Origin of the sequence: Paenibacillus xylanexedens, assembly GCF_007676705.1 — a bacterium.
GTDB lineage: Bacteria > Bacillota > Bacilli > Paenibacillales > Paenibacillaceae > Paenibacillus > Paenibacillus xylanexedens_C.
Window position 1 is genome coordinate 23,716 of record NZ_VEBF01000001.1, and the last position, 26,518, is coordinate 50,233.

At 43.6% G+C, this 26,518-nt stretch carries 23 protein-coding genes; 8 read left to right on the top strand and 15 right to left on the bottom strand.

The features are described 5' to 3' along the window. Nucleotides 1–41 precede the first annotated feature (41 nt). Entirely contained in the window at nucleotides 42–611 is a 570-nt protein-coding gene (locus FS628_RS00115) for a TetR/AcrR family transcriptional regulator (protein WP_145317314.1), read from the top strand. A 148-nt stretch (nucleotides 612–759) separates the two neighbouring features. Here FS628_RS00115 and FS628_RS00120 read toward each other — a convergent pair whose 3' ends face one another. After that, the gene (locus tag FS628_RS00120; protein WP_145317317.1) at nucleotides 760–3,939 is read right to left on the bottom strand and encodes a sugar-binding domain-containing protein; all 3,180 of its coding nucleotides are present in this window, start codon (nucleotides 3,937–3,939) and stop codon (nucleotides 760–762) included. Between the two features lie 97 nt (nucleotides 3,940–4,036). Here FS628_RS00120 and FS628_RS00125 point away from each other — a divergent pair, with 97 nt between their 5' ends. Then, nucleotides 4,037–4,894 (top strand): helix-turn-helix domain-containing protein, encoded by an 858-nt coding sequence (locus tag FS628_RS00125; protein ID WP_145317319.1) that lies wholly within the window; start codon nucleotides 4,037–4,039, stop codon nucleotides 4,892–4,894. A 71-nt stretch (nucleotides 4,895–4,965) separates the two neighbouring features. Here FS628_RS00125 and FS628_RS00130 read toward each other — a convergent pair whose 3' ends face one another. Next, nucleotides 4,966–5,529 carry a TetR/AcrR family transcriptional regulator gene (locus FS628_RS00130; protein WP_145317322.1) on the bottom strand — a complete coding sequence of 188 codons (564 nt, stop codon included), beginning with the start codon at nucleotides 5,527–5,529 and terminating at the stop codon, nucleotides 4,966–4,968. 187 nt (nucleotides 5,530–5,716) lie between these two features. Here FS628_RS00130 and FS628_RS00135 point away from each other — a divergent pair, with 187 nt between their 5' ends. Next, a complete protein-coding gene (locus FS628_RS00135) occupies nucleotides 5,717–6,577 on the top strand; it encodes an SDR family oxidoreductase (protein ID WP_145317325.1) in 861 nt (286 codons plus the stop codon). A gap of 191 nt (nucleotides 6,578–6,768) precedes the next feature. Here FS628_RS00135 and FS628_RS00140 read toward each other — a convergent pair whose 3' ends face one another. Then, complete coding sequence (locus FS628_RS00140) at nucleotides 6,769–7,188, bottom strand: cupin domain-containing protein (RefSeq protein WP_145317328.1); 420 nt, start codon at nucleotides 7,186–7,188, stop codon at nucleotides 6,769–6,771. Nucleotides 7,189–7,424: 236 nt separating this feature from the next. On the opposite strand from FS628_RS00140, the gene FS628_RS00145 reads away from it, so the two are divergent. Further along, nucleotides 7,425–7,904, top strand: a complete 480-nt coding sequence (locus FS628_RS00145; protein WP_260870882.1) for a TetR/AcrR family transcriptional regulator — start codon at nucleotides 7,425–7,427, stop codon at nucleotides 7,902–7,904. 320 nt (nucleotides 7,905–8,224) lie between these two features. Beyond that, entirely contained in the window at nucleotides 8,225–9,193 is a 969-nt protein-coding gene (locus FS628_RS00150) for a DMT family transporter (protein ID WP_145317334.1), read from the top strand. A 100-nt stretch (nucleotides 9,194–9,293) separates the two neighbouring features. Here FS628_RS00150 and FS628_RS00155 read toward each other — a convergent pair whose 3' ends face one another. From FS628_RS00155 to FS628_RS00180, 6 genes are all read right to left on the bottom strand, one after another. Next, on the bottom strand, nucleotides 9,294–10,436 hold the full coding sequence (locus FS628_RS00155; protein ID WP_145317336.1) for a DUF4309 domain-containing protein: 1,143 nt from the start codon (nucleotides 10,434–10,436) through the stop codon (nucleotides 9,294–9,296). Between the two features lie 297 nt (nucleotides 10,437–10,733). Beyond that, nucleotides 10,734–11,867 (bottom strand): serine hydrolase domain-containing protein, encoded by a 1,134-nt coding sequence (locus tag FS628_RS00160; protein ID WP_145317339.1) that lies wholly within the window; start codon nucleotides 11,865–11,867, stop codon nucleotides 10,734–10,736. A 188-nt stretch (nucleotides 11,868–12,055) separates the two neighbouring features. After that, on the bottom strand, nucleotides 12,056–12,244 hold the full coding sequence (locus FS628_RS00165; RefSeq protein ID WP_145317342.1) for a hypothetical protein: 189 nt from the start codon (nucleotides 12,242–12,244) through the stop codon (nucleotides 12,056–12,058). 37 nt (nucleotides 12,245–12,281) lie between these two features. After that, nucleotides 12,282–12,503 (bottom strand): small acid-soluble spore protein Tlp, encoded by a 222-nt coding sequence (gene tlp / locus FS628_RS00170; protein ID WP_145317345.1) that lies wholly within the window; start codon nucleotides 12,501–12,503, stop codon nucleotides 12,282–12,284. A gap of 369 nt (nucleotides 12,504–12,872) precedes the next feature. After that, nucleotides 12,873–13,745: a YitT family protein gene (locus tag FS628_RS00175; protein WP_145317348.1), complete on the bottom strand. Its 873-nt coding sequence runs from the start codon at nucleotides 13,743–13,745 to the stop codon at nucleotides 12,873–12,875. Nucleotides 13,746–13,835: 90 nt separating this feature from the next. After that, a complete protein-coding gene (locus tag FS628_RS00180) occupies nucleotides 13,836–14,192 on the bottom strand; it encodes a MerR family transcriptional regulator (RefSeq protein WP_145317351.1) in 357 nt (118 codons plus the stop codon). Between the two features lie 112 nt (nucleotides 14,193–14,304). On the opposite strand from FS628_RS00180, the gene FS628_RS00185 reads away from it, so the two are divergent. Continuing rightward, complete coding sequence (locus FS628_RS00185) at nucleotides 14,305–15,078, top strand: SDR family NAD(P)-dependent oxidoreductase (RefSeq protein ID WP_145317354.1); 774 nt, start codon at nucleotides 14,305–14,307, stop codon at nucleotides 15,076–15,078. A 168-nt stretch (nucleotides 15,079–15,246) separates the two neighbouring features. Here the strand turns inward: FS628_RS00185 and nspC are convergent, their stop codons facing one another. From nspC to FS628_RS00210, 4 genes are all read right to left on the bottom strand, one after another. Next, nucleotides 15,247–16,374 carry a carboxynorspermidine decarboxylase gene (gene nspC, locus FS628_RS00190; protein WP_145317357.1) on the bottom strand — a complete coding sequence of 376 codons (1,128 nt, stop codon included), beginning with the start codon at nucleotides 16,372–16,374 and terminating at the stop codon, nucleotides 15,247–15,249. A 1-nt stretch (nucleotide 16,375) separates the two neighbouring features. Beyond that, nucleotides 16,376–17,614 (bottom strand): saccharopine dehydrogenase family protein, encoded by a 1,239-nt coding sequence (locus tag FS628_RS00195; RefSeq protein ID WP_145317360.1) that lies wholly within the window; start codon nucleotides 17,612–17,614, stop codon nucleotides 16,376–16,378. An 857-nt stretch (nucleotides 17,615–18,471) separates the two neighbouring features. Further along, complete coding sequence (locus tag FS628_RS00205) at nucleotides 18,472–19,731, bottom strand: cytochrome P450 family protein (RefSeq protein ID WP_145317362.1); 1,260 nt, start codon at nucleotides 19,729–19,731, stop codon at nucleotides 18,472–18,474. A 206-nt stretch (nucleotides 19,732–19,937) separates the two neighbouring features. Further along, the gene (locus FS628_RS00210) at nucleotides 19,938–20,807 is read right to left on the bottom strand and encodes a TetR/AcrR family transcriptional regulator (RefSeq protein ID WP_260870883.1); all 870 of its coding nucleotides are present in this window, start codon (nucleotides 20,805–20,807) and stop codon (nucleotides 19,938–19,940) included. Between the two features lie 282 nt (nucleotides 20,808–21,089). Between FS628_RS00210 and FS628_RS00215 the strand changes: the two genes are divergently transcribed. Together FS628_RS00215 and FS628_RS00220 are read left to right on the top strand one after the other, a co-directional pair. Further along, nucleotides 21,090–21,713 carry a TetR/AcrR family transcriptional regulator gene (locus FS628_RS00215; protein WP_260870884.1) on the top strand — a complete coding sequence of 208 codons (624 nt, stop codon included), beginning with the start codon at nucleotides 21,090–21,092 and terminating at the stop codon, nucleotides 21,711–21,713. Nucleotides 21,714–21,733: 20 nt separating this feature from the next. Next, complete coding sequence (locus FS628_RS00220) at nucleotides 21,734–24,058, top strand: MMPL family transporter (RefSeq protein ID WP_145317371.1); 2,325 nt, start codon at nucleotides 21,734–21,736, stop codon at nucleotides 24,056–24,058. Nucleotides 24,059–24,153: 95 nt separating this feature from the next. Here FS628_RS00220 and FS628_RS00225 read toward each other — a convergent pair whose 3' ends face one another. Both FS628_RS00225 and FS628_RS00230 read right to left on the bottom strand, forming a co-directional pair. After that, nucleotides 24,154–24,909 carry a gamma-glutamyl-gamma-aminobutyrate hydrolase family protein gene (locus FS628_RS00225; RefSeq protein ID WP_145317374.1) on the bottom strand — a complete coding sequence of 252 codons (756 nt, stop codon included), beginning with the start codon at nucleotides 24,907–24,909 and terminating at the stop codon, nucleotides 24,154–24,156. A 206-nt stretch (nucleotides 24,910–25,115) separates the two neighbouring features. Then, nucleotides 25,116–26,315 carry an MFS transporter gene (locus FS628_RS00230; protein ID WP_145317377.1) on the bottom strand — a complete coding sequence of 400 codons (1,200 nt, stop codon included), beginning with the start codon at nucleotides 26,313–26,315 and terminating at the stop codon, nucleotides 25,116–25,118. Nucleotides 26,316–26,518: the final 203 nt, after the last annotated feature.

Sequence of the window (26,518 nt, forward strand, 5' to 3'; positions counted from 1 at the left end):
CAAGAGCAAAGTGTTAGATATGTATGGATGGAGGGTATCACATGAACACGAAAATGGATCGGAGAGTAGTAAAAACGAAGCAAGCTATCTTTCAATCCTTTCTATCTCTTATCGCCGAGAAAGATTTTGAGGACATTACAATCAATGAGATTGCAGATGGAGCTAACATCAATCGGGGAACTGTATACTTTCATTACAGTGATAAGTATGATCTGTTAAATAAGTGCATTGAAGAAAACCTGAACAGAATGATATCCGCAACGACGACAACGAATGCAAATGGTGAAACGATTGACTTAATTCAATCCTCATTTCTGCCTGTGGTCCGTTACTTTGAAGAAAATCATCGTTTTTACGCTTCAATGCTCTCTAACAAAGGAATTCCTGCGTTTCGTGAACAGATGTTGGAACTCGTGACAACACACATTCGGATGAACATCAATATGGATGGTGACAATAGCCGCTATGATAAAGAATTTATCACTCAGTTTATGGCGTCTGCCTTCGTAGGTATCATCGAATGGTGGATTATGAATGATATGCCTCAGTCATCGGAAGAGGTAGCGGAACAATTATGGAGTCTTTTAAAAAGAAACCAAGTTATCAACTAAAATGTATGCCTCCAAGAAAAAGAACGTCCTTTGAGGTGACGTTCTTTCTTCTTGGATCCATGTTGTATTTCATCAGCTATTCTCAAAAATACTTTTAACTATTGCTACGCATGTACTCCCTTTATCTGCTCTATTTTCCTCGGTTTAACTACCTGCCGTACACTTCGAATGCACGGTGTCCCGCTCTAACTCCCTTCGGTAAACCATTGTATACGATCCTCACATACCTTCCGTTTGCTTCAAAGCGGTCCGTACGCGTATGTTCCGTTAAGGTCTGTCCAGTCTGGTTCGAGACCACTCGCCATTCAAGTGCATCGCTGGAAACCTGAATCACATATCGGAAGTTACCTTGCTCGTGAAATCTCACTTTGGTTCCGGTGATAGAACGTTCCTGCAACAAATCCACCTGCCACCAGTGGCCTGGAAGATCGTCTTGTGCCTGCCAGTAGGTCTCATCGATACCGTCATTCCCGTTCATGGCATCCCTGCCCTCGCTCACGCTGTCACTTGATGCTAACTTCCCGCCGGCGAGCTCATATTCCAAAATGGAATGATCACTTCCTGTCACTGCAGCCGAGTCATTCTTTTTCAGCAATCGGCGGAGATCCTGAATTTCCATCGATACTTTGGGAACAAAAGAATCTGAGGACATGTAGTCGATTAAGCTTTTGCGAAGCTGCGCTGCGACAGGTCGACTGTTCATATCATGCTCGATATCGATTCCGCAGATCATCAGCTTACCTTTTCCAATGGTATATTCCGCAAGATTCATCAGTTTTCGGTTGTGAGCGAAGTTGGGAATGACCTGAACAATCGGGTTAAAGGCAATATCATCGTTTACCACAATGGATACAGATCCATCCAACAGGTCCTTCCATGGATATTCCGCGTATTCCCTGGTGGGAAAGTCGCTCAAGGCCGAATGGTCAGAATCAATAATAATGCCGCATGGGGCTTCAGTTGCAAAATGGGCCGGACTCCAAAAAAACGGATAAAACTTCCCAGGAGTCGTATTTTTTAAGTCAGCATCTTTGGCCAGAAATAGGACGTTCTCTCCCCCTGCAAGGGTCTGCTCCATTTCTTCGTCCAGCGTTCGTTTCACCATCATTCCCGCAGGAATTTCCTGAGTGTTATCGATGCTTTTGTACACCCAGAACGACCATTCATTTCTGACTTCGCTACCCTCCAGTTCCAAAGATATCGTCAATCTGTCGCTTTTCTGTATTCGATGTGGCACATCTGAAACCAAGCGACCTAATGGTTGACCTGATCCAAAGGGGATCGGATCTGTAAGCAGAGAACCTTGATCAAGCGTGCGGCCCTGCCCATCTGCAATTTTCCACTGGATGGAGGACCGTCGAAGTTCCTTTACTCCAAAATGGGCAATGTTGATATCTGCTACGTACAACTCTGTATTCGTATAGATCCGTTTGGGCATGCCAAGCAACAGTACCGTTGGCCCACAGAACTCTCGGAATCGTTGAGCTTCAATCAAGCCCTTGGATTCCCAAAATGCATTAAGAATGCCCACTGTAGCCGTGCTCTGACCAGGGAAATCATGGAGATCCAGCAACTGAAACCCTCCAAGATTCGGTGTGCGCAGGGCAGCTTCGATCTCATCGCGATATAGTTGCAGCGCAAACATCCCCGAGCCATGGACGAATGAGCGCAGGTCACCTAGTAAATCTCTCTTCTTCAGATCTGCATGGATGACCTCCAGATTAACCGGACGCAATGCTCCGCTATACTTCTCTATCTCTTGTACATCCGGATAGACAGCATACTGTCCCACTTCATGAGAAATAACAGGCACAGGTCGTTGAGCTACTGCATCTCGAAAATCAAGCTGAGTGGACAAGACTAATTCTTCCGGGAAGTATTGTCCGCGCACACCTATGCCATCTACCGATTGGGCAATAAACAGATCATCTGCTGGATCGAGCTGCCGATCCCAGTTGGTGGTAAGCGTGTATAATCGTCTGTCATCTAACGCTTTCAAGTTGTCTACCATCCGGTGCAACAGGTCAAAGTCACCATTCAATTCATTACCATTACTGTAGATGCAAAATGAAGGGTGATTCCCATAGGCCTGTACGATCCGCCAGGCTTCCTCAGGTAAGTAGGTATAATGCTCCGCATGTGTTCCCACAGCCATATTCCATGTATCCATCCACATGGGAGCCTCAACCTGTAAGTATAACCCCATTAGATCGGCTGCTTCGAATGCTGCTTCGGGCGGACACCAGGAGTGAAAACGGATGTGATTCAATCCGTAGTCCTTTGCGGCCTGAAACAGCTTCAGCCAGGAATCAATATCCATCGGAGGATGACCTGTAAGCGGAAAGATACAGCACTCCAAAGTTCCTCGCAAGAAAATGGGCCTGTTATTAATCTGCATATTTCTTCCCTCTCGTTGAAAGCATCGCAACCCGAATGTTCTATGTTCTGAGATACGAATCGGTTCGCGTTCATCCAACACTACTTGTGCTTCAATTCTCAGCTCATAGATATTGGGATTGAATTCGTCCCATAACAAAGCATTCTCGCCAAGCTCATATTCCCACTCAAAGTCTTCACTGGTTGCGCCAGAGACAAGTATGCTTTTCTCAATCTCTTTGCTCGCATGAGGCGCCGCGCCGTACTTGATGTGTGCAGATATTCGCAAATTAGCATGTGCTTCGCTCTCAACTGTGTTATGATACGTGCCTTTCACAACAACGGAGCTCAGATCAGGTTGAGGAAAAATCTGTACATTATTGACCCAGAAAGGCTCTAAAGCATGCAGCTCCATTCGGCCAATGACTCCATTCCAGATCGTCTGCGTTTCTTCTGTGTAAGCGCTCGAATGACTGCCCAGATTCTGAACGTCACGATTATCAATCTTGAGGGTGAACTGATTTGTTTTTCCAGGTTGAATGAAGTTACTCACATCATATTCATGAGCGACCGACAAGCTATCTTGCTGTCCGACAAGCTGACCGTTCACCCATAAAGTAGATTGAAACATGATCCGTTCAAGAAACAGGACAACCCGTTTTCCAATCCATTCAGCAGGCACGTGGGTTTCATATTCGTACCATGCTGGTCCAACGTATGAGTGACGCTGACGCAGAGAACGGACCGACTCCCGATTCAGTTCATCGCTCCATTCTATGGTGTCTCCAATTCCGTTAACTGTCAGCGTACCAGGGAGTGTTACCAGATCCTTTGATTGGGTAACGAACGACTTATACCATTGTGCGGATACGCCGTTATCCTGGGAATCCAGTACGTATTTCCATTCCCCCGTAAGTTGAAGTATTCTCTTGTCCTGCTGTTGATCTGGCATGCGCTTCACTCCTATCCAATACATGTAGAACGCTTTCATTTTAAGTTATTCTCGTATATTATTTTAGAATATGTAGGGGAGTGAAAGGAATGAGGATATGGCTAACAAACCAGACGATCCTGCTATGCTTGAAACCAAACAACAATACACGCATCCTCCCGGTATTCTGGTGTCCGACCATTATATTCAACCTTACGGTTACTCTTGTTATCGTGCACAGGGCACCAAGGATTGGCTAATCATATATACGTTATCGGGAAGAGGAAGTATATGTAATGGTGCCAATGGATACCTGAGCTGTGCAGCCGAGACGTTGACCATCGTATCTCCTGGAACCACACAGGATTACTTCACCGAGCAAGGGTATATTTGGGAAAAAATGTGGGCCCACTTCATGCCGCGTTTGACCTGGATGGATTGGATACCTTCCAGCAATACGGATGGTCCTATAATTCAACTCCATATCAACAATGATAGCTCTCGGAAAGCTATAGATTCGGCTTTTTCCAGAGTGATCTCCTACAGATTATATGAAGATTCGATTCTGAGGGATGAGCTGACGTTAAACGCATTGGAAGAGATTATCTTGTTGGTCGCCAGCCAGAATCAATCGAAGAGAGAACTGGATTCACGCGTTCAGGACGTACTGAACATCATATCCCGGCAATACATGGATTATATTCGTATCGAAGACTTGGGCAAGAGCGTATGTCTATCTCCCTCCCGTTTGTCTCATTTGTTCAAGGAACAAGTGGGTGATTCCATTATGGAAACTTTAATGAAATATCGCCTGCGGCAAGCTGAACAATTACTTAAGCATACTTTGCGGCCCATTACTGAGATTGCTCTGGCCGTTGGCTTCCATTCACCAGACTATTTTTCACGACAATTCTCCAGTCATTTCGGAGTTACGCCATCGAATTATCGCAAAAAATTTAGGGAAGGCATGCTTTGACTTGCGCTAACGCAACTCAAAAAGCACACCTTCCCTGTGTAGTTATGAAGAGTAAGTTTTGTGCTACTAATTCACACATGTTGTTCTACATTCAAAAGCAGTTTAAACGTATCTTTCATTATATCCTCAGATGGCAGATCACCATTCTTCACGAACTTTATAGACATACCATATAGACTCCAGCTAATCATAATACTATGCAGTTCTAATTTCTCAGCAGACCATGTTGGATACTCTTGCTTCAGCAGTTCCTTAAATGCCTTGCTCATCGCTTCCTTCATAACTGTCTCTATTTTAACTGTAAATGCCTCATAACTTCGTTTACACTGACTAGCCAATTCATTTTGAAATGAGATCAAACGAAAGAAAATATCATTCAGAACTTTTGGCGATAATGCTTCATGCGAAGTCACATCTTTCAAAACTTCCTGCAAGATATCTTCACGTAGAACCGTTTCCATCAGGTCATATTTATCAAAGAAATGGTAATAAAAAGTGGCTCGATTGATGGTCGCTTTTTGCGTGATATCCTTGATCGTTATATTCTTGAAATCTTTATCCATAACTAACGACATGAATGCATCCATGATCAGCTTACGTGTTCTTACAAACCGTGGATCTAACGTTTTCTCCATCTAATCCCTCCTATTTTATCGACACTTGAGATGAAATGTCGGATATACGATCTTTCAGTGGTTTTGTTGATTGTCCGATACTCACTAGCCATATAGACTTGATTATACAACAAGTGTTGTATAGCCGAAAGTTGAGATTAGCGACGGATATTAACCGTTAATCAAGTCCACATTGGAGGAGACAGAGATGAAAATTTTAGTGACGGGTGCATCCGGTCATTTGGGAGCAAAGATTATAGAATATTTAGCGGAGAACATGCCGTCTTCAAATATTATTGCAGGGGTCCGTGACACCCAATCAGAGAAAGCACAGAAGTTTACAGCACAAGGGATTGAGGTTCGTGAAACGGACTTCGACAAGAAAGATACTTTAGTTCAAGCATTTCAAGGCATAGATCGTGTATTTATAGTGTCAACCTTCGGGGATGTTGAATCTTCTATTCGTCAGCAGACCCATGCTGTTGAAGCAGCAAAAGAAACCGGTGTTGTTCAGATGGTATATTCAAGTGCCCCACGTGCGGATGTGAGCGATTTCTTCTTGGCGGGTATTCACCGTGTACGTGAGGAGATTATGAAGGAATCTGGTATCCCGTACGTCTTTGTCCGTAATAACTGGTATGTTGAAAATGAATTAGCAACGATTCAGCAATGTTTGAACGGTGCTCCTTGGGTGACTTCTGCGGGTGAAGGTAAAGTGGGCTGGGTGTATCGCCCCGATCTGGCTGAAGCAACAGCACACGTCCTCACAGGTGAAGGTCACGATAATAAAGCTTACGAATTATCCGGTGAGAACTTAACCCAGCAGCAGTTCGTAGATGCGATTAATGAAGTTACGGGTAACCATATTCCGCTGTTAACTGTTGATGATGCTTCCTACAGTGACATGTTAAAAGGTGCGAATGTACCAGAGGACGTTGCAGCACTCCTCGTGATGACTCAACAAGGGATTCGCGCAGGCGGACTTGAGAATGCTCATTCCGATTTGGAGATACTCCTTGGTCGTAAACCAACTTCTGTCCAAGAAGCATTACAACAATTATTGAGTTAACCTTTGCGCTTATATATAGGATTGCAATTATAGAAATTTTATCGCTTGTGTTGCTAATCCTTCTGCTATAGCAGGTAAGCAGATGAAGCCCTACCGAAATCGGTAGGGCTTTTCTAACAACATCAATTCATATAGGCATACCGGATGATGTGGCATTCAGTCACCTTTTTTCCATAATCCAGTTACATTATTCACCGATTATTTGTAGCATTTCCGTACACTTCATCTGTCACAGGTTCTAACCACTCTGGTGTACCTGCAGTGATTGCAATGTGTTCAAACCAACTATCTTTAGCGGCTCCATGCCAGTGTTTTACACCATCATGAGTCACAATAACATCGCCGGCTTTTAGGAATTGAGCAGGTTTGCCTTCTTCCTGATACCATCCTTCCCCACCTGTAACTAACAACAGTTGAAATCCACCACGATGGATATGCCAGTTATTTCTGCATCCCGGTTCAAATGTAACATTACCAACACCCACGTTCACTTTGGGATCAGCAACCAAAGATTGGAGATAACTTTGCCCTATGAAATATTGCGCAAATGCTTCGTTTTTTTCTCCTACCGGGAATATAACGCCATGTTGAACTTCCTCATGCTTTGCCATTTTATTTACCTCCAATATATTACACACCTACGTGCGATATCGCACATTCGTGTATAATATAAGATAATTGTACTACGTCTGCAAGGATCAAAAGAATCTGATCTGTGCCTTATTGCACAAGGTGACGATATTCGTGCGATTACTCCCTGGAAAGAATGGTGATTCGTATAAAGCATACCCTAGATCGAAGAGTTCTTAAGTCTCAGGAAGCGATCAAATCCGCCTTTATCAAACTCATGAACGAGAAACCTTTTGATACCATTACGATGCAAAACATCTCTGATTATGCAAATGTCGGCCGCAGAACAATATACCATCACTATTCGGACAAATTCGACTTGTTGGATAAGCTAATTGAAGAGCACATCAATGAACTTAGGAGATTGTGTAAGCAAGCATCCGATCTGGATTTTATAGAAAGCAATGTACTTTGGTTCGATTATTTTGAATTTCACTATTCATTCTTTTCGGCTATGTTACTGAGTAAAGGAGCCCCTTTTTTCCGCAACCGCTTCCTCGCTCTGGTCATCGAAGAACTGGAAGATGAGGTGAATGTATCGGAAGGGAAAAACAGAGGACTAAATAAAGATGTTATTCTCATGTTCTTTGGTACAGCAATCGTTGGTATAGTGGAATCCTTTTTCACGAATGGGTTACCCCGACAACCTCACATTATGGCAGAACAAGTAGGAATATTGTTGGAAAGGAACTTATAACAAAGATATCTCAAGGACCGTTTCTTCATCTAAACTTACCTTTTGGAGAACGGTTCATTCATTTTTTTGATACAACGCGTGTCGATATGTGATATGGTCAGTGAGGATATAAGACCGTGTCTTAAATCTCACTTAAGGGCATCTTTCACCGCCTTTTCGCCCCCTGCTGCGTCACTTTCTCTTGACGTACCCCGGTACGCCTGCGAAAAAGTTCCTTGCCTGGAACGAAAATTCGGCAAAATCTGCTCCTTTCGGAGTTATAAGACACTGCCTAGATTCGTACATATATATGTGCAAGAAATGCGAGGAGAAGATCGAAAGTGATAGAGAGAAATACCCTTGAGAAACCGAGTAAATTCAGTGAACCCATTTTTGTCATGCTCATAGCAAGCCTTTGTTGTTTGTTATGGGGAAGTGCGTACCCTTCCATCAAACTTGGATATATCGCGTTTAACATTCTGCCGGAAGATATTGCTTCCAAGTATGTATTTGCCGGATACCGGTTTACACTGGCGGGCTTGCTGCTCTTGCTCCTGTCTCGTATCGTTAGAAAAGAGAAGCTCCAATTATCCAAGCCGCAGTGGACCAGCCTCATCATGCTAGGTATATTGCAAACGGGTTTGCAATATATGTTTTTCTACGTCGGCGTAGCCAATACAACGGGTGTCAAAGGCTCCATTATGAACGCTACTACAACCTTTTTCAGTGTTGTTCTGGCCCATTTCATCTATAAAAACGACAAATTAAGCAGAAATAAAATCGTTGGTTGCTTGCTTGGATTCGTTGGTGTAATCATCGTAAACTTCCATACGGATCTGCTTGCTTTTTCCTTTTCATTCACAGGCGAAGGCTTCGTTATTATAGCGGCACTTGTTTTTTCCGTTACAGCCCTTTACGCAAAACGTCTCACGGCTACGATCGATGTTCTGATCATAACAGGGGTCAGCCTGTTCGTTGGGGGACTGGTACTTACGCTGTTAGGTCTATTGCTCGGCGGTCGGGTCACCCATTTCACCCTGGAATCCACCGGTAACTTAATCTACCTGGCTTTGCTGTCATCCGTCGCATTTTGTCTATGGAATATGCTTCTCAAGTACAACAAGGTCGGAAGAGTGTCTGTATACAACTTCCTAATCCCTGTGTTTGGCGCATTGTTATCGGCTTTATTCTTAGGCGAAACGATTCTGGAACTGAAAAATCTGGCCGCATTACTGTTCGTGTCGGTTGGCATTTACTTAGTCAATCGTGTGCGTTCTGTGCAAAGCTCTAATAACACTCCAATAAAATAGACTACCCGTCCACTTCGATGGATAACAAAAAAAGCCGCTAATTAGCGGCTTTTTTTGTAAGTTCGTATACGAATACGTTCAGTTCTCGCGATGTTATACCTTAATATATATTTGTAAAGTCAATTAAGTCTTCTTCTTCCAAATAATTAAAAACTATAGTGTGCTTACCCAGCTCATATACCATCTCATAACCACCCACAACTTCATTATAATATTCCGAGGTGGGTTTTCCCATCCATCGTTTCACATTCCATGGTGAGAGATACTGCTTTTCATTGTACAGCTGGATAACCGCAATACGTGATTTCTTGCTAAGCTCGTGCATGTATGAATCAAACCCGATGCCGAATTTAGAATAATAATAGTACGCTCCCCATTCACCGTTTGAACGAGAATTGGGTTTCCCCAACTTTTTTTGCATAGCTTGAAGCGTCATGCCAATCTTGATGTCCGTCCGACCTGGCAATACACCCTTTAAAGCAGCTTCCTTCAGGCTTTTCAGGTAAGCGCGATCGCCAACACCCGAGTTCGGCCAAGCGTCTGAACGGAGGTTACGTGTATCTTCCAACCGCAATTCCAATTTGTTCACATTCAGCTTAAACGTATCAACTCCATAGACGAATTGAAGGTTGTTGTAATTTTTGAACTGCACTCGGGCACCTGAAAGAGTACGAATTCCACCATCTCTGATCGCAGAGTAGGAATCGTCGATTTTTTTACCCTTATTATCGACATATGTTACACGGCGCAATTCCCCGGAACGAACAATATACGTTTTCACCTCATTGAAATTAGAAGTTCCCCAATCGGTGATCATCAGCATATCTGGTGTACTAGCCTCTTTGCTTTTCACAACGAAGTTCCAGGTTTGAGGCAAAATAATCGTATCCAGATCCAGTTTTGCTGCCTGAACAGTTCCGTATGCTGCACCTTTTTTTAGCAAGGCTGCACGATACGTGCCTGAATAACTCTTGTCGCCTTTTTTATTGTTGGTCCAACCATTTTCTTCGGTCAGCGTGCTCTTCTGTTCATCATAAGCAAAAATATAAACGGTGTAAGCCGTTTGCTTGGCATCACGAAGCGTAAATGAAAGCCGGCTCATACTTTCGAGCTGTTTGGCGGAGATTTGCTCTCCTTTGGCAGCAGCATTGGGTGGTAGCAGAAGCACTGCGCTCAGAACATAGGCGATTAAGGTAAGTAAGGCCAGAGAAGCCCATTTTGCATTGTGTTTAGGGTGTATCATCGTTGACTCTCCTTTGAGTAAAAAAAATAACAATCTAACAGTTCTTTTCTAATTTTAAATCGTGCACAATCTCAACATTCAAACAGGTACTTGCTAGCGTGTAATCTTGATCAAACTATGTAATTAATTTAAGTTCATGTTCAATAAGCACATCCTCCCACTAGTACTATTTTCCTAAGAATGATAACATACCCTTTCTAATAAAGAAATAACAATCTAATGAATAGATTTCGACTCATATAACATAAAAAAGCCGCTATTTAGCGGCTCTTAAAGTAACTTTGAATACGATATGATTTACAGGCAGGAGTACACCACGTTACGTAAACGTCGTTGAACGTACGGCTCCTGACTGTTCAGCAGATGCTGCGCATACATGACCGTAAGCTCTGAATCCGGATCAATAATAGCCATACAACCAGCAGCGCCACTCCATCCAAATTCACCAATGGGGCTCAGCGAGCCGCTTCCTGCTTTGGAGATATGTGTGCGAACACCCAGTCCATAGCCGTATCCATACATATGATCCCAGGAATAATCCGCACGAGTCATCTCGTTCAAATGATCCGTCCGCATCAGTTCCACTGAAGCTTGTGACAGAATGCGCACGCCTTCGGGACTGGTACCACGCCCAGTAAGTGCGTTCAAGAAAAGAGCATAGTCACTAACGGTTGACAGCAAGCCTGCACCGCCGCTTTCCAGCTCTGTACCTACTTGAAATCCGTTGCCGTCCATACGTACAGCCTTCTCAAGCTCATCATTATAAGCATACTGCGGAATCAAGCGTGTCTGCTGTTCCTCGTTCAGATGGAACGCTGTATCGTTCATGCCAAGTGGTCCGGTGATTTCGTCACGCAGATATGTGCCAAAGCGTTTACCACTTACAACTTCCACCAAGGCCCCCAGCACATCGTGGCACATGCTGTAGTTCCAATGCGTACCTGGCTCAAAAAGAAGCGGTTCCTTCGCAAGCGCTTTCGCGAAATCACGGGTCGATAATGTCCCGTCGGTGCTTTTTACAGCTTCCTGAATGCTTGGACAACCGACGTCATAGGAGAACCCGGCAGTCATAGTGAACAAATCGCGCACTGTAATGGCTCTTGTCGCCTTTTCCAGTCGAATCTCCCCGTTCGCCATCGTTTTCTTTACCATTATATCAGCATATTCTGGCAGATAATCGGACAACGGATCGCTTAACAGCATCTCCCCTCTCTCCACCAGTTGCAGCCCTGCCACGCAAGTCATAATTTTGGTCATGGAGTATAGATTGAAGATCGCTCCATCGCCGATCGGTGTTTTCTCTTCCAGATTGGCGTATCCATTACGATAATGGAAAACGGTATCACTTCGATGCATCACCAGCACCTCTGCCCATGGAATGCGCCAGGATGTAATGCGGTCAATAAATGAAGCAAGTGGTTTGAAATCCATATTTTCCCGTCCTTCTATGTAAAATCGTTTATCATTTTGCGATGTGGTCCATGTTCCTCCCACAATCCACATACTAATAATATACGACCTTTTACAACTATTGACTACCACCTAAACTGCTTCAAAATGCTTTGCGCAAAATAAGCCGATCCATGAAAGGATCAGCTTACTTTGCAATTATTCAATCCTCAAGCTCGTTTGTTCTCAACGGACTTCATACGGTTCTGATCATCATCTAACCGATCATTACTAAATTCCTGCCCTGCTTCTACCTCTCCATGTCCGGAAACATTTCGGGAGAACTGGGTGAATTGCTTTTTGTGCTCATCTAACTCGTGTTTTTGTTTCAAAAGCTCTTGTGGGTCCTGTTGTGGCATCCATTAACCTCCTTGAAATCAAAAATAACTTCCGAGTTTATTGTTGATGTTTTGCTTCATCTTTAATTTCTTCACGAAAGCCGGAAATACTATGTTTGCGTCGTTCATTTTTTTCCTCGATTTGAGTCTTTTCGCGTTCCGGGATTTCATCTCCAAATTCCTCAAGATAATCTTCTGCTTCCCGGTAGTTCTCGATTGTGTTCACCACTGCATTCTGCAAATGATCCACGTTATCCTTGCGATTATCCGGTTTGCTCATAACAGTCACCTCCCAAAATGGAATCATGCAATATATCTGCACTACAGAAGTTTTCCATAAGTAAGCTTGGCTTATGCATTTCGATCAAAATCAGCCTTTTTCCATGATCCACAAGGTAAAAAGCTAAGTGATATTTCATATAGACGACTAATTATTACTCATCCAACAATCATCGATATTCCCAAAAGTGATGATGAACGGATCACCAAAGCTGATCAGACATCGGTGTTGTCTATGCTGGGCCTTGTTTATTGATGCACTCTGGAATCGCCATTAGGTTTCCCTTCTCACACAAACATAACCTGTATAAAAAACGCGCTAGAGAGTAACTCTCTCTAGCGCGTTTTTTTGTAGTGAGTAATGAGTTACTCAGTGAATATCTTTCTTTTTGAAATTGCCGCCTCTTACTTCAGCTACATCGTATACAACTACAAAAGCAGTCGGGTCAATTTCATGAATGATATCTTTAATTTTACTCTCTTCCATCCGGTTAATGACACAAGTGATTTCCTTGAATTGCTCATTAGAGTAGCCACCATATGCATCGGTATACGTTGCTCCACGACCTAATCGGTCACGAATGGTTTCAACCATGATTTCTGGTTGATTCGTAATAATTTTAAACGTTTTGGATCCGCTCAAGCCCTCTTCAACAATATGTATTACTTTGGAAGCAATGAAATACGCAAGTCCTGACAAGATCGCACCTTGCAGACCGAACACGGTAGAAACGACAATAAATACAAACATGTTAAGGAACAGGATGAGATCACTGGTTCCAAAAGGTACTTTTCGCGAAAGGAGTACTGCTAACATATCTATACCATCCAATGCTCCGCCGTTACGCAATGCAAGTCCCATACCAAAACCGATGATAATCCCGCCGACAACCGTAACGAGCAAGGTATCGCCTTCAATGATAGTTGGTACATGGTGCATCAGACTGGTGCTGATTGCCAGTGAAGCAATACCGATAATCGAATATAACGCGAAACTTTTACCGATTTGCTTATACCCTAGCCATACAAATGGGATGTTAATAATCCCGATAAGCATTCCTAATGGTAAGCCGAACAGCTGTGAACCGACGATACTCAGACCAGTGACACCACCGTCTGAGACATTATTCGGGATCAATATGGCTTCCAGGCCATATGCCGTTATAAATCCCCCAATGATAATTAATAATACTTTGGAGAGTATCTTCAGCTTGTTTGATTTTTGTTTCCTGATTTGACTCATTCCATTTCCCCCTTGATGAACAACCGATAAAAAACAGTCTATAATAAAAATCACTGTTTTGGCAATAGATCGTCATTGGTGTGTGTTATATCATTGTCCGATGAGCGTTCGATACGACGAAATTTTATGCTCAAGCATCTCATCTGCTGTGTTAAGTATGTGCATCTGTTTTTGAATCGACTCTTTATGCTCCTCCAGCAGCTTCAAACGATCCGCCGCCGTATGTTCCCCCTCCTGAAACAAGGACGCATACTTCTTAATGGTAGCAATGGGCATCTGAGTCTCTTTTAATTTGATCACAAATTGCAGCCATTTCAGATGTGACTCGTTGTATCGCCTGTCTCCACTCGCATCTCGGAGAGGAGTTATAATCTGTTCCTTCTCATAATAACGTAACGTATGTGCACTAATATGGAGCAATTCTGCTACTTCACCAATGGTATGCATGTTCAACTTCCCCTCCTATTTTCACCCTTGACTTAGAGTAAGCTCTAATCAGTATAATCAACTCGTAGTCATATCACAATAAATAATGAATTCAGATCCAGGAGGAATTCCCATGAAATACACAGTGATTACTGGTGCCAGTTCAGGCATTGGATATGAAGCAGCTTTAGCTTTTGCAGCTCGTGGCAAAAATATGATCCTGGCAGCACGCAGAACCGATGAATTGGACAAGTTAAAAGCAAAAGTAGCTGAAATCAATCCTAATCTGGATATTGTCATTCGTACAGTGGATCTGTCGATTGCCGCTAATGTGCATGAATTCTATGAAAGTCTTCAGGGTTATTCCATTGAGACGTGGATTAACAACGCCGGATTTGGGAATTTCGCTTCCGTTGGCGAACAACATCTGCCCAAGATTGAGCAGATGCTTCATCTTAATATAGAAGCTCTTACGATTCTTTCTTCCCTGTATGTACGTGATTATGCAGATGTCGATGGCACACAGATTATTAATATCTCCTCTGGTGGTGGATATACAATCGTAGCCGATGCAGTTACCTACTGCGCAACCAAGTTCTATGTAAGTGCCTTTACGGAAGGACTGGCGCAAGAGTTAAAAGGCAAGAACGCAGCGATGCAGGCCAAGGTTCTCGCTCCGGCTGCAACCGAAACGGAGTTTGCGAAGCATTCCTTTAATGTAGACGAGTTTCAATATGAGGGCAGAGTTCCCAAGTTCCATACGGCGGAACAAATGGCTGGATTTTTACTTGAGTTGTATGACAGTGAGAGCGTAGTCGGCATTGTAGATGGATTAACGTATGATTTTGAACTGCGCGAACCCCTCTTCCCTTACGCTGCAAGGGCAGCATCGAAACCGCAAAATTAATCCGTAATCGAAACCGAGTTGCCTGATTATCGGTAAATATTATCTAACTTATCGGCTACACATCATTGAACGTTAAAAAGGGAACCTGTCTCCAGGTTCCCTTCTTTGCATTTATAATCAATGCTTTATATTCAATTCTTTATTAAATGCTTACTATATAATGAAGTATTATGCCAGCCTCATTTTGAAATCCTGATATCCGAATTCGCGAACAACTTCGCAATCCCCGTCTTTTCTTTTAACAGCAATCGCTGGAAGCGGCATGCCGTTGAACGTGTTGGTTTTCACCATAGAGTAAATGGCCATGTCCTCGAATACCAGACGATCGCCTTCTTGCAAAGGCTGATCGAATGAATAATCCCCAATCACGTCACCAGACAGACAGGTTTGTCCACCAAGACGATACAGATGGGCTTTCTCGCCCACTTCTCCCGAACCGATCAGCGGCGGGCGATATGGCATTTCCAGCACATCCGGCATATGACACGTTGCAGAAGTATCCAGAATGGCGATGTCCATACCGTTTTTATGGAAATCCAGTACAGATGTCACCAGATAACCCGCGTTCAGCGCGACTGCTTCTCCCGGCTCCAGATATACTTCGAGGCCATAGTCGTTCTGCATACGCTTGATGCATGCTTCCAGTCTTGGAATATCATAATCTTCACGCGTGATATGGTGACCTCCGCCGAAATTGATCCATTCCATTTGCGGCAGCCATTGTCCGAATTTCTCGACAACTGCGTTCAACGTCGTCTCCAGATCATCGGAATTTTGCTGACACAGTGTGTGGAAGTGCAACCCGGAGACGCCTTCCAGCAGATCTGCTTGGAAATCTTCTTGCTTCGCGCCAAAACGGGAACCTGGAGAACACGGATCATATATCTCGTGCCCCTCCTGGGTAGAACATTCAGGGTTGACGCGCAAGCCAACCTTGCGGCCAGCCTGAAGCGCCTTATCCTTGAATTTCGCAAGCTGTGAAAATGAATTGAAAATAATATGGTCGCAGATGGAGAGAATCTCGTCGATCTCTTCTGCGCGGTATGCCGGAGCAAAAACATGATTCTCTTTGCCCATTTCCTCGTGGCCCAGGCGTGCTTCATACAAGCCGCTCGCCGTTGCACCGCTCAGGTATTCTCCAATCAGCGGATACATCGCAGTCATGGAGAATGCTTTTTGAGCGAGCACGATTTTGGCACCTGTACGCTGCATAACACCGTTCAGGATTTTCAGGTTTTTCTCAATAAGGCCCTCGTCAACAACAAAACATGGCGTCGGTAATTGCTCGAACCGCATTTTAACGAACAAGCTCCGATTCTTTAACTTCTTCTGGCAGCTCATCAACGAGTACCGGGTTGAAGTCTTCTACCCATGGGAGGCCCCATTTGTTCAACTCTTCCATGAATGGATCCGGGTTGAACTCTTCTACATTGAATACGCCTGGTTTGTTCCATTTGCCTGTCATGACCATTGCCGCACCAATCATAGCTGGAACGCCTGTTGTGTAAGAGATCGCTTGGGAACCCACTTCTTTGTAGCACTCTTGGTGATCACAGATATTGTATACATAATATGTTTTGTCTTGACCATCTTTTTTACCTTTGAAAATACAACCGATGTTTGTTTTACCTACAGTACGTGGTCCAAGAGATGCTGGATCAGGCAGTACTGCTTTCAGGAATTGCAGTGGAATAATTTGTTTACCTTCATATTCAATAGGCTCAATTGAAGTCATGCCTACATTTTCAAGTGCTTTCAAGTGAGTCAGGTAGCTTTGACCAAATGTCATGAAGAAACGGATACGTTTCAGACCTGGCATGTTTTTCGCCAAAGATTCCAATTCCTCATGGTACAACAGGTACATGTCTTTCTCGCCAACTTCTTTGAAGTCGTAGACACGTTTGATTTCCATCGGTTTCGTTTCGATCCATTCACCATTTTCCCAGTATCTTCCGTTCGCAGAAACTTCGCGAATGTTGATCTCAGGGTTGAAGTTGGTTGCGAACGGATATCCGTGGTCGCCGCCATTGCAGTCGAGAATGTCGATGTACTCAATTTCGTCAAAGTAATGCTTCAGGGCATAAGCGGAGAATACGCCTGTCACGCCTGGGTCAAATCCACTACCGAGCAATGCAGTAATGCCTGCTTTTTCAAAGCGCTCTTTGTAATCCCACTGCCAGCTGTATTCGAACTTCGCTGTATCATGTGGCTCATAGTTCGCAGTATCCATGTAATTTGTTTTGGTTGCAAGGCAAGCATCCATGATTGTCAGATCTTGATACGGCAAAGCCAAGTTCATTACGATATCCGGTTTAACTTCGTTGATCAGAGCAATCAGTTCGTCAACATTGTCAGCATCTACTTGTGCTGTCGTAATTTTTGTTTTTCCGCCGTCCAGCTTGGCTTTGAGTTCATCACATTTGGATTTTGTACGACTCGCGATGCAGATTTCCTCAAAAACTTCGCTGTTTTGAACGCATTTGTGTACTGCCACGGAAGCAACGCCGCCGGCGCCGATGATTAGTGCTTTTCCCATTTTACATTCTCCTATCCCAATATGTAGTTTTTTTTAATTGGATTAATACGGTGACAACAAGACAACAAAAAAAGCAAGGTGAAAAATGCTCGCAATCGCGCATCATCACACTTGCTTGTTGATATACATCATAAAAAAGACGTGAAGTCTCCATGACCAAATAAAATTCATAAGAATTCCTTTGGCGGAAAGCTCCTTCATGTATATCAATACTGGATCAGAGTCTATATAGCAAATAATTCGCCTTTACCACTCTTATTGACCGTTTCACAAGTTGATGTGCAATTGCACTGGTTGTAAAGTAACCAACTTATAAAATTTGAGCTTTGAACTCAATCAATAAAGCAACATAAGTTGCCAATCGGCGTTTGACCCGGCTGTCCGTATGGCCTTAACTTCTTGGTGAAGTGGTCAAAATTATCTGCTGGAAAGCTCTAATTCATATTGATAAATCAACTTCCCAAAATCACAGGTCTTACACTATCAGACGTTGAAACAAAAATCAAGCAATAATTAAAAATTAATTTTTTTGTCCGAATGAGGACTTCTCTCAAATACTTCTTCACACGCGATCATAATGTTGCTGCCAGCAATTTCCCCTAATTGATCATGGGCCGAATGGTTCGTTTCCTTCTTTGCGAGCTTGCAGGGCAATTTCAATGGCTTTATGCATAAAAAGTTCATCTTTATTCATTAGCTTTACCTCTCACAACTAAAATTATGTATCCAACTTAACCTCGTATTAAGCGTTATTAATTCCTTTTCGTGCCTCTTATTCATTACATTCTATGATCATTACAAATAAAGAGTATGACGAAAATTCGTCATACTCCAGTGAGTCATATTCAGATAAACGATTAGAATTTTACCGGCAATGCTGCCAAACCCTGTGATGACAAAGCGGAGTGCCAATGAATCTCTTCCTGAGGAACACTGAGCTGAAGATCGGGAAGCCGACGTAAAAGCGTAGTGAACGCCACGTCCCCCTCCACCCGAGCAAGCGGAGCGCCAAGACACATATGGATACCGTGCCCAAAGGCCAAATGCCGTTTTATTTTGCGTTCAATATCCAATTCTTCCGGATCACTGAATTGCCGCTCGTCTCTGTTCGCTGATTTCAAAAGAGGAATCACGACATCTCCCTTTTGAATCGATTGTCCATCCAGTTCCGTGTCCTGCGTTGCATAACGAGGACCTGAAGAAGTGGCGGGTCCGTTATAACGTAGCAACTCCTCCACCGCAGAAGGAACCAGATTAAGATCTTGTTTAAGTTGTTCCAGTTGTTCGGGATGTGTCAGAAGAAGATAAGAGCCGGTTGCAATCAGGTTGGAAGTTGTCTCATGTCCAGCAAATATTAATAATGTGATCATGGATATTAATTCATCTTCATTCAGTCGATCTCCCTCCTCCTCAATCGCAATTAATTGACTGATAAGGTCATCGGAGGGTTCCTCTCGTTTGTTCGCCACAAGCTGTGAGGTGTACTCTGCGAATGATCGCAAGTGCTGCGCTACTGCAGGGTCCTGTTTACCAAAACCAAGACCTTTGGCAATGGCTTCGGACCATACATGGATCTGAGGTCGGTCTTCCTGAGGTATACCCAGCATCTCGGAAATGACGTTGATTGGGAATGGATAGGCATAGTCTTTTACAAGATCCATCTCTCCTTTCCCTTCAATCTGATCGATCAATTCATCGGCAATCTCCTGGACACGTGGACGCAGGCTTTCCATATATCTTGGCGTGAACGCTTTGGAAACCAGACTACGCAACCTCCGGTGATCCGGTTCATCAACAAAGAGCATCGACTTTCCGGTAAAAAAGGTCTGGGGTTCCGATGAACCAAGATCGTCTGAGAGATTCTTTCGAATATCATTGCCACTATCCATAGAGTTCATATCTACCGTGAATCGAGAGTGATCTTTCAACACTTCCATGGCTACATCCATACGGGTAACAATCCAGGTCTGCCCTGCTCCACCCATAGGATTAGGAATAGGGACAACGGAGCCTTTGGAACGCATCTGTGCAAACATGGCAAATGGATCAGTAATATTTTCTTCGCTAAACAAATTAAATTCTGCTTTTTCGGATGTTTGGTTACTCGAATGATTCATAGAAATCTTCCTTTCGAAGTGAAATTATTCAAATCTATGGAAATTTATGTGCATTTCGATTATATACTACTCGTATATTTAATATCAAATTTCACTATTTAAATTGCAATAAACAACCGTTATAACAACTTATAACTAATAAACGGATAGTATATTAATAATTTATATGGAAATAAAAAGAGGCCGGCTTTAGGCCAACCTCCAATTTAATCACGTTGTTTTACAAGTTCCAAATACCACCAACAGGTTTCAGTCAGCCTATTCGCTTCCGAGTGAAAAGCACTGGATTTGTACTCTTTGTGAAATGCTTGAAGTACCACTTCTATCACAGGAATATTCAAATCCTCTTGATTTTGTAATAACGCTAGGAGCCCTTTCGATAGTTGTTTCAATGATGCAGATTCCTTGGATTTTTGAACACGTTTGTTGAACTCATCAAATTCTTCCAATAGAGTGTTGACGTCCATACCAATATCACGGTTACGCTCATCCACATTCAGGAAATAGAGAGACTGAAAGTCAAAAATATGTTCGTTTCTTTGGTGCATTGTTTTTAATATCACTTCAATATATGTTAAAACTTTTGGAACCACTTCACTCCATACCGGTTTTTGCGTATTTAGACTTCTTGCTGTGTTGGCAATCTGATGCAATATGCCATAGCACAATATGGCACCTTCGTTGGCATATAAGCTGATGTCTTTTCCGTATATCTGAATCAATCGTGTAGACAACCATTTTAACTGAACAGTAGCCAGTTTGGCTGAGTTGATCTCTCCTGAATAAAAGCCAGTCCAATATAATTCCCATACTCGCTCTTTATTAGGCACAGACATAGGGATAGCAATCTGATCCACGAGCAGGTCATAATCGGATGTATAGTGATTTTGTTCAAGCTCTTTGCGAATGAAAACATCTTCTTGCATACGCTGATCAATAATCGAATATAAACAGTCTTCTTTCGAGCTGAAGAATTTGTAGAATGTGCCTTTGGATACACCCGATTGATCCAGAATCATCTGGATTGTTGTATTTGCATAGCTATGTTCTAAAAATAGAGCCAGTGCTGTCTCCAATAAACTTTGTTTCCGACTACTCATGTCCCGTCATCGCCCCAAGTTTTTCTATTGATTTTAACATTCATTCCTTTGCAGTTGAAGCATTGATTCGCAGTATGGCCGCCTTATAAATAATTGCACAATGAGTAAATTTGCACAATGAGCAACTTGTTGTTATGATAAACCTCACAGATTGTATGCTTACGAGTATGTTCTTTATTAAACTACTATGACCATAGACATTGGTGCTGGAGGTGAACGCATAAGCGGAGAATAATGATCAAACGAAACTTGCGACATTTGAAAAAAGAAGCGACTGAAAAAGCACTTGCTGGTGCTGCATTTGAACTGACTCTTGAACACGGACTCGATGGTTTTACCGTCGAAGATATCGTGCATCAAGTGGGATGTTCCCGCAGAACATTTGCAAACTATTTCACATGTAAGGAAGAGGCTGTAGCCAGAGGCGCAATATCTGTCCAGAATACAACGGAACTCGAAGATTTACTTACCGAAATGCCCGACAATGCCTCTTTGCTTGACGTACTGTATAGCCTGATCAAGATGCAGCTTACAACAGAACTCTTAGGAAGGCTTCACCAACTATTATCACTATCTCATACCTATCCCGTGTTAGAACCACATTATCTTGGAGCCATGCACAGAATGCAGACGCAGGCACAAGACACCTTATTAGACCTATCTAACGGGAAGTATGACGAGATCTATACTTATCTTTTGATCAACGCACTATATGGAACGATATTGCCATTAATTGATGGAAGACTCAATGTGTTGCTGCCCGGACAAGTCATTACTGAAGATACCCAGCCCGGCGCTATCACCTTCGATCAATTTTTGGAGACTACGTTTGGTCATTTGCGGGCAGGATTCGAACATGCCAACCATCCACATTCATCTTAGAGGGAGTGTAAAATAGAGAAATGTCTACATTATTATACAGAGTGGGGAAAACCGCTTTTAGCAAACCTGCAACCTTCATCATTGGCTGGGTATTAATTCTGGGAATTGTCATTTCCATGATCAGCATCAATGGTATTCACATCAGTTCTGAAATGAAGATTTTAGGCACCGAGTCACAGAAAGTCCTGGATCAATTAGCAAAAGAACTGCCAGCCGCTTCCGGGGGTCAAGGAAGTGTCGTGTTCAAGGCACCAGACAACGAACGTCTGGATACACCTGAAAATATGGCTGCTATGATGAAAGGTGTTACTGAGGTTTACGGATTAGATAAAGTCATTAACCCTGCAGACTATGCAACTGAAGCAAGCAATTCGGGTGCTGCCGCTGAGATGGCTCAGAATGCTAAGGCTACCGATATGGCGCAATCTGCAACAACCACTCCTCCACCTTATGGACCTTTGATGGTGGATGGTGTTCCAGTGCCAGGCATGCTGATCTCTTCGGATGGAAGCATTGCACTGTTCCAATTCCAATTTACAGTTGAGCAATCTGCCATAACCCAAGATGTGTTTGATTCCGTTATTCAATCCGTTATGACGGTTGAGCAAGGAACTCATATTACGGTATTGCCGGGCGAAACGCTCAAAACGGTATCCATTGGGGTCGGCTCGGCTGAGATTGTCGGATTGGTCATTGCTGTCATAGTATTGCTGATCACTCTTGGCTCCGTTGTTGCCGCAGGTCTTCCTCTCCTCACTGCACTCCTTGGTGTTGCGATCGGAGTAGGTGGAGCATTCTCCATCTCCAAATTTATCGAAATGCCTAGTGTCACTTCCGTCCTGGCTCTCATGGTTGGATTGGCGGTTGGAATCGATTATGCTCTCTTCATTGTTAATCGCCAGCGCCGAATGATTATTGATCAGGGCTTGAGCGCAAAAGAAGCGACGGCAAGAGCCATTGGCACATCGGGCAGCGCAGTATTTTTTGCCGGATTAACCGTCATTATTGCACTGTGCGGTATGCTTGTCATTGGTCTTACATTCTTGTCCACGATGGCTTTGGTTGCAGCAGCTACCGTGCTCATCAACGTGTTCGTTGCTTTAACCCTGTTGCCAGCTTTGCTGGGATTGGTAGGAGAACGGATCTGTTCCGCCAAAGCTCGTGAGAAAGGCGCACAACATGCCAAAACCGCTAATCGTGGATTTGCAGACAAATGGGTGAAATTCGTTATCAAAAATCGTTGGGCTACCATTATTGCCATCATCGTCATTCTTGGGTTCGTCGCAACGCCGATCACCAAAATGGAAATGGGTATCCCTGGCGCTTCCTCAGCGAATCTGGATACAACCGCAAGACAAAGCTATGACGCCATCTCCGAAGGCTTCGGAGAAGGATTTAACGGACCCCTTATTCTGGTCGCAGAGCCTAATCAATCTTCTGCAAAAGTTACACCGGAGCTCTTGGGCGGTCTGGTGATGGAACTCCAAGGTCAAAATAACGTTGCACAAGTCACACCGCTTGGTATGACAGAAGATTTGGCTATTTTCAGTCTCATTCCAAAAACAGGTCCTAACGATAATCTTACTAAAACACTGGTCACTGATCTGCGCGCGGCTGATTCCAGCATCGCACAGAGCTATGATGTGAAACTCGGAGTTACGGGACTTACAGCTGTTAACATTGATATGTCAGCCAAACTGGCGCAGGTATTCCCTATTTATGTAGGCATCATCATCCTGCTCTCGCTGATCATCCTGTTACTCGTATTCCGTTCGATCATCGTTCCAATTAAAGCCACCATCGGGTTCCTGCTTAGTATCCTCGCTACATTCGGGATCACTACTGCTGTATTCCAATGGGGCTGGCTGCATTCGCTCTTTGGTTTCGATACCGGCGGTCCGCTGCTTAGCTTCATGCCGATCATCGTGACAGGTATTCTGTATGGCCTTGCGATGGACTATCAGGTCTTCCTGGTCAGCTCCATGCGCGAATCCTATGTTCATGGTCATCGCGGAACTGAATCCGTTGTTCATGGGTACAATCAGGTAAGTCGCGTGGTTGTTGCCGCAGCAGTGATCATGGTTTCTGTATTTGCAGGATTTATCTTCACTGATGATGTCATGATCAAGCAGATTGGCTTTACCTTGGCGGTAGGCATCCTGATTGATGCGTTCATTATCCGGATGGGATTGGTTCCAGCCATCATGGCTATTTTCGGTGACAAAGCTTGGTCTCTCCCGAAATGGCTGGATCGTATTCTACCCAATCTGGATGTTGAAGGCGAGAAACTGATTGCTTCCCTTAATGCAAAAGATCAAGCCAACACCAAGTCCGGGATAAAATAATACTGCGCTAGCATGGTGATATCATGACTCCATTCACCACGACAAAGACCTCCTCTGTTTGTATATACAGGAGGTCTTTTTTTCTGCTCCAAATCTTATGCAGTTATGTCTTCAATATGGACATTATAGCGTGAGGATTGAGCAGCATGAACAAACGCCGCAAATAACTTTTGACTATAATGATCCACAGTGTAACTGTACTCCGGATGCCATTGTACCGCCAAAATAAATGTCTGGTTCGGCATAACCACCGACTCAACGAGTCCATCTTCGGCAACTGCCACGGCAGTTAACTTATCGGATAACATCTTGATCCCTTGATGATGATAACTATTCACTTTTATCGTGTCTGCTTCCAAGATATCGTATAATAGATTATTTTTCTCAATATGTACATCATGTACAAGATTCGTATACGGCGGGTTTTGCTTATGATTAACGATCTCGTTCACATCAAGTTGAAGGCTAGTAGGAATATCTTGATACAACGTACCACCCAAAATAACGTTAAATAGTTGTAATCCACGGCATATGCCAAAGGCAGGCTTATCAAGCTCAATTACCTTTTGTAATAATATCGACTCCATCAGATCGCGTTCAATACATAACTCCCCACAGGTATCCTCTGTCTGCTCATGATACAGCTCAGGATTGAGATCATGTCCCCCGGTGAACAGGAACCCATCGAACTCATGAGCCAACGCAGCAAGGATCTCGACATCCGTTGTCAGAGGTAGCATGATTGGAATCCCACCCGCACCCTCGATTGCGTTCATATAATCCGGAAGCATCCAGTAACTTTTTTTGTCAGTATCATATAAAGGCAGTACACCGATCATGGGCTTTTTCATGGCTTTCCCTCCTAATGGATTCATTTTATCAGATCTCCTTATATATAAACTCACTAAATTGTTGCATTTTCCTACCTCTTTAATCTGCGAAGACGTTTCATCCGGAGTGCTGGAAACTAAAAAAACAAAGCCGCTGGAACAGCGACTTTGCTTGTAATTCTATTACCATCTATTTGGATTCATCCATTTATTAAAAAACATCTGATCTAGGCTGCGTTCACAGTGGTCACTTCGTCCGAATTCAATTGAATCGAACGTTGGCATATCCGGGTAATGACATAAGCCAGCAAGGCAAGCATTACAGCAACTGGAGGTACCCACTGTACACCACCTATATTGACGGCAATCCCCCCGACACCAGAGCCTAGCGCTATCCCCACATTGGCCGCCACAGGCAGCAGTGTAGATGCGAATGCTTTGGATCCCGGCGCGATCGCTCCAGACACATCAAACAAATATAACTGGGAAGCCGCACTCATGGAGGATGACACACATCCAATCAGAAACAGGAATGCCAAGCCGATCCACTGATTGGAAACGGCAAAACTCATGCCCAGGAAGAGGATCGCTTGGATTACGAAAAGCCCCTTGAGCTTGGGTAGGAAATCACCCTTGGCTATTTTGGCACCAATCCAGTTACTCAGGATGCTGCAGGCACCATAGATCAGGAGTATGGCACTAATCCACTGTACAGGCACCCCCATTGTCTCACTTAGGAGTGGCGTAATGTACGTAAAAACGACGAAAATACAACTGTTTCCCAGTACCGGGATCAGACAGGCGAGCAATATCCGCGGCTTCAAAAAGAGAGACATCTGATCACTGAACGAACCGGCAATCGTTGTTGTTCGGCGTGGCAGAATACGGAACATAAATACCAAAGGCACAAAACCTATGCATGCCGTAACGACAAAAGTCATGGACCAGCTCAGATGTTGTCCGATAAATGTACCGAGCGGAACACCCAGTACATTCGCGATTGAAAATCCACCCAGAATCCAGGCGATAGCTTCCCCTCTTCGCTCCCGGTTCACTGCGTCGCTTACGATCGAGATCGAAAGCGATATCGTAAGTCCACAAGCAACGGCCGAAACGATGCGAATGGCCATCAGAGAAGAGAACGTTGTTGAGAACACGGTCAATAGATTTAATGCCAACACGATCGCGAATCCAATCAATATGGAGCTTCTTCTGGATATTTTGGCCAAGAAGGCTACGGCAAATGGGGTACCCACTGCGTATGCAATAGCAAAACCGGAGACGAGCATGCCTGCGGCAGCAAGCGATACTTTCATGTAACTTTCAATTTCCTTCAACACACCCACGATGACATACTCGGTTGTTCCCAGCACAAAGCTAACAAGCGTAAGCGTTAAAATAAGTAGGTTCTCTCTATTTCTAGTCATAAATCAATACTCACTAATCCTTTCTATTGTTGCAAGCGCTTCAATTCTTTTTACGAACAGTAATCATGTATTTTCTGCTTTCCCATCCCTTCACTTTCGATATATAGTACATTTTGGATAGTGAAATTGTACTGTCAGATACGCCATGGCGACAATCAAGGTTGTTGTGCTTTTATTTCAAAACATTATGTATGTTGTCATTT

Bases quoted from the DNA above. Each gene is read 5' to 3' on its own strand.
- FS628_RS00115 (WP_145317314.1), top strand. From the start codon at position 42: ATGAACACGAAAATGGATCGGAGAGTAGTAAAAACGAAGCAAGCTATC.
- FS628_RS00120 (WP_145317317.1), bottom strand. From the start codon at position 3,939: ATGCCAGATCAACAGCAGGACAAGAGAATACTTCAACTTACGGGGGAA.
- FS628_RS00125 (WP_145317319.1), top strand. From the start codon at position 4,037: ATGGCTAACAAACCAGACGATCCTGCTATGCTTGAAACCAAACAACAA.
- FS628_RS00130 (WP_145317322.1), bottom strand. From the start codon at position 5,529: ATGGAGAAAACGTTAGATCCACGGTTTGTAAGAACACGTAAGCTGATC.
- FS628_RS00135 (WP_145317325.1), top strand. From the start codon at position 5,717: ATGAAAATTTTAGTGACGGGTGCATCCGGTCATTTGGGAGCAAAGATT.
- FS628_RS00140 (WP_145317328.1), bottom strand. From the start codon at position 7,188: ATGGCAAAGCATGAGGAAGTTCAACATGGCGTTATATTCCCGGTAGGA.
- FS628_RS00145 (WP_260870882.1), top strand. From the start codon at position 7,425: ATGAACGAGAAACCTTTTGATACCATTACGATGCAAAACATCTCTGAT.
- FS628_RS00155 (WP_145317336.1), bottom strand. From the start codon at position 10,436: ATGATACACCCTAAACACAATGCAAAATGGGCTTCTCTGGCCTTACTT.
- FS628_RS00160 (WP_145317339.1), bottom strand. From the start codon at position 11,867: ATGGATTTCAAACCACTTGCTTCATTTATTGACCGCATTACATCCTGG.
- FS628_RS00165 (WP_145317342.1), bottom strand. From the start codon at position 12,244: ATGCCACAACAGGACCCACAAGAGCTTTTGAAACAAAAACACGAGTTA.
- tlp (WP_145317345.1), bottom strand. From the start codon at position 12,503: ATGAGCAAACCGGATAATCGCAAGGATAACGTGGATCATTTGCAGAAT.
- FS628_RS00175 (WP_145317348.1), bottom strand. From the start codon at position 13,745: ATGAGTCAAATCAGGAAACAAAAATCAAACAAGCTGAAGATACTCTCC.
- FS628_RS00180 (WP_145317351.1), bottom strand. From the start codon at position 14,192: ATGCATACCATTGGTGAAGTAGCAGAATTGCTCCATATTAGTGCACAT.
- FS628_RS00185 (WP_145317354.1), top strand. From the start codon at position 14,305: ATGAAATACACAGTGATTACTGGTGCCAGTTCAGGCATTGGATATGAA.
- nspC (WP_145317357.1), bottom strand. From the start codon at position 16,374: ATGCGGTTCGAGCAATTACCGACGCCATGTTTTGTTGTTGACGAGGGC.
- FS628_RS00195 (WP_145317360.1), bottom strand. From the start codon at position 17,614: ATGGGAAAAGCACTAATCATCGGCGCCGGCGGCGTTGCTTCCGTGGCA.
- FS628_RS00205 (WP_145317362.1), bottom strand. From the start codon at position 19,731: ATGAATCATTCGAGTAACCAAACATCCGAAAAAGCAGAATTTAATTTG.
- FS628_RS00220 (WP_145317371.1), top strand. From the start codon at position 21,734: ATGTCTACATTATTATACAGAGTGGGGAAAACCGCTTTTAGCAAACCT.
- FS628_RS00225 (WP_145317374.1), bottom strand. From the start codon at position 24,909: ATGAAAAAGCCCATGATCGGTGTACTGCCTTTATATGATACTGACAAA.
- FS628_RS00230 (WP_145317377.1), bottom strand. From the start codon at position 26,315: ATGACTAGAAATAGAGAGAACCTACTTATTTTAACGCTTACGCTTGTT.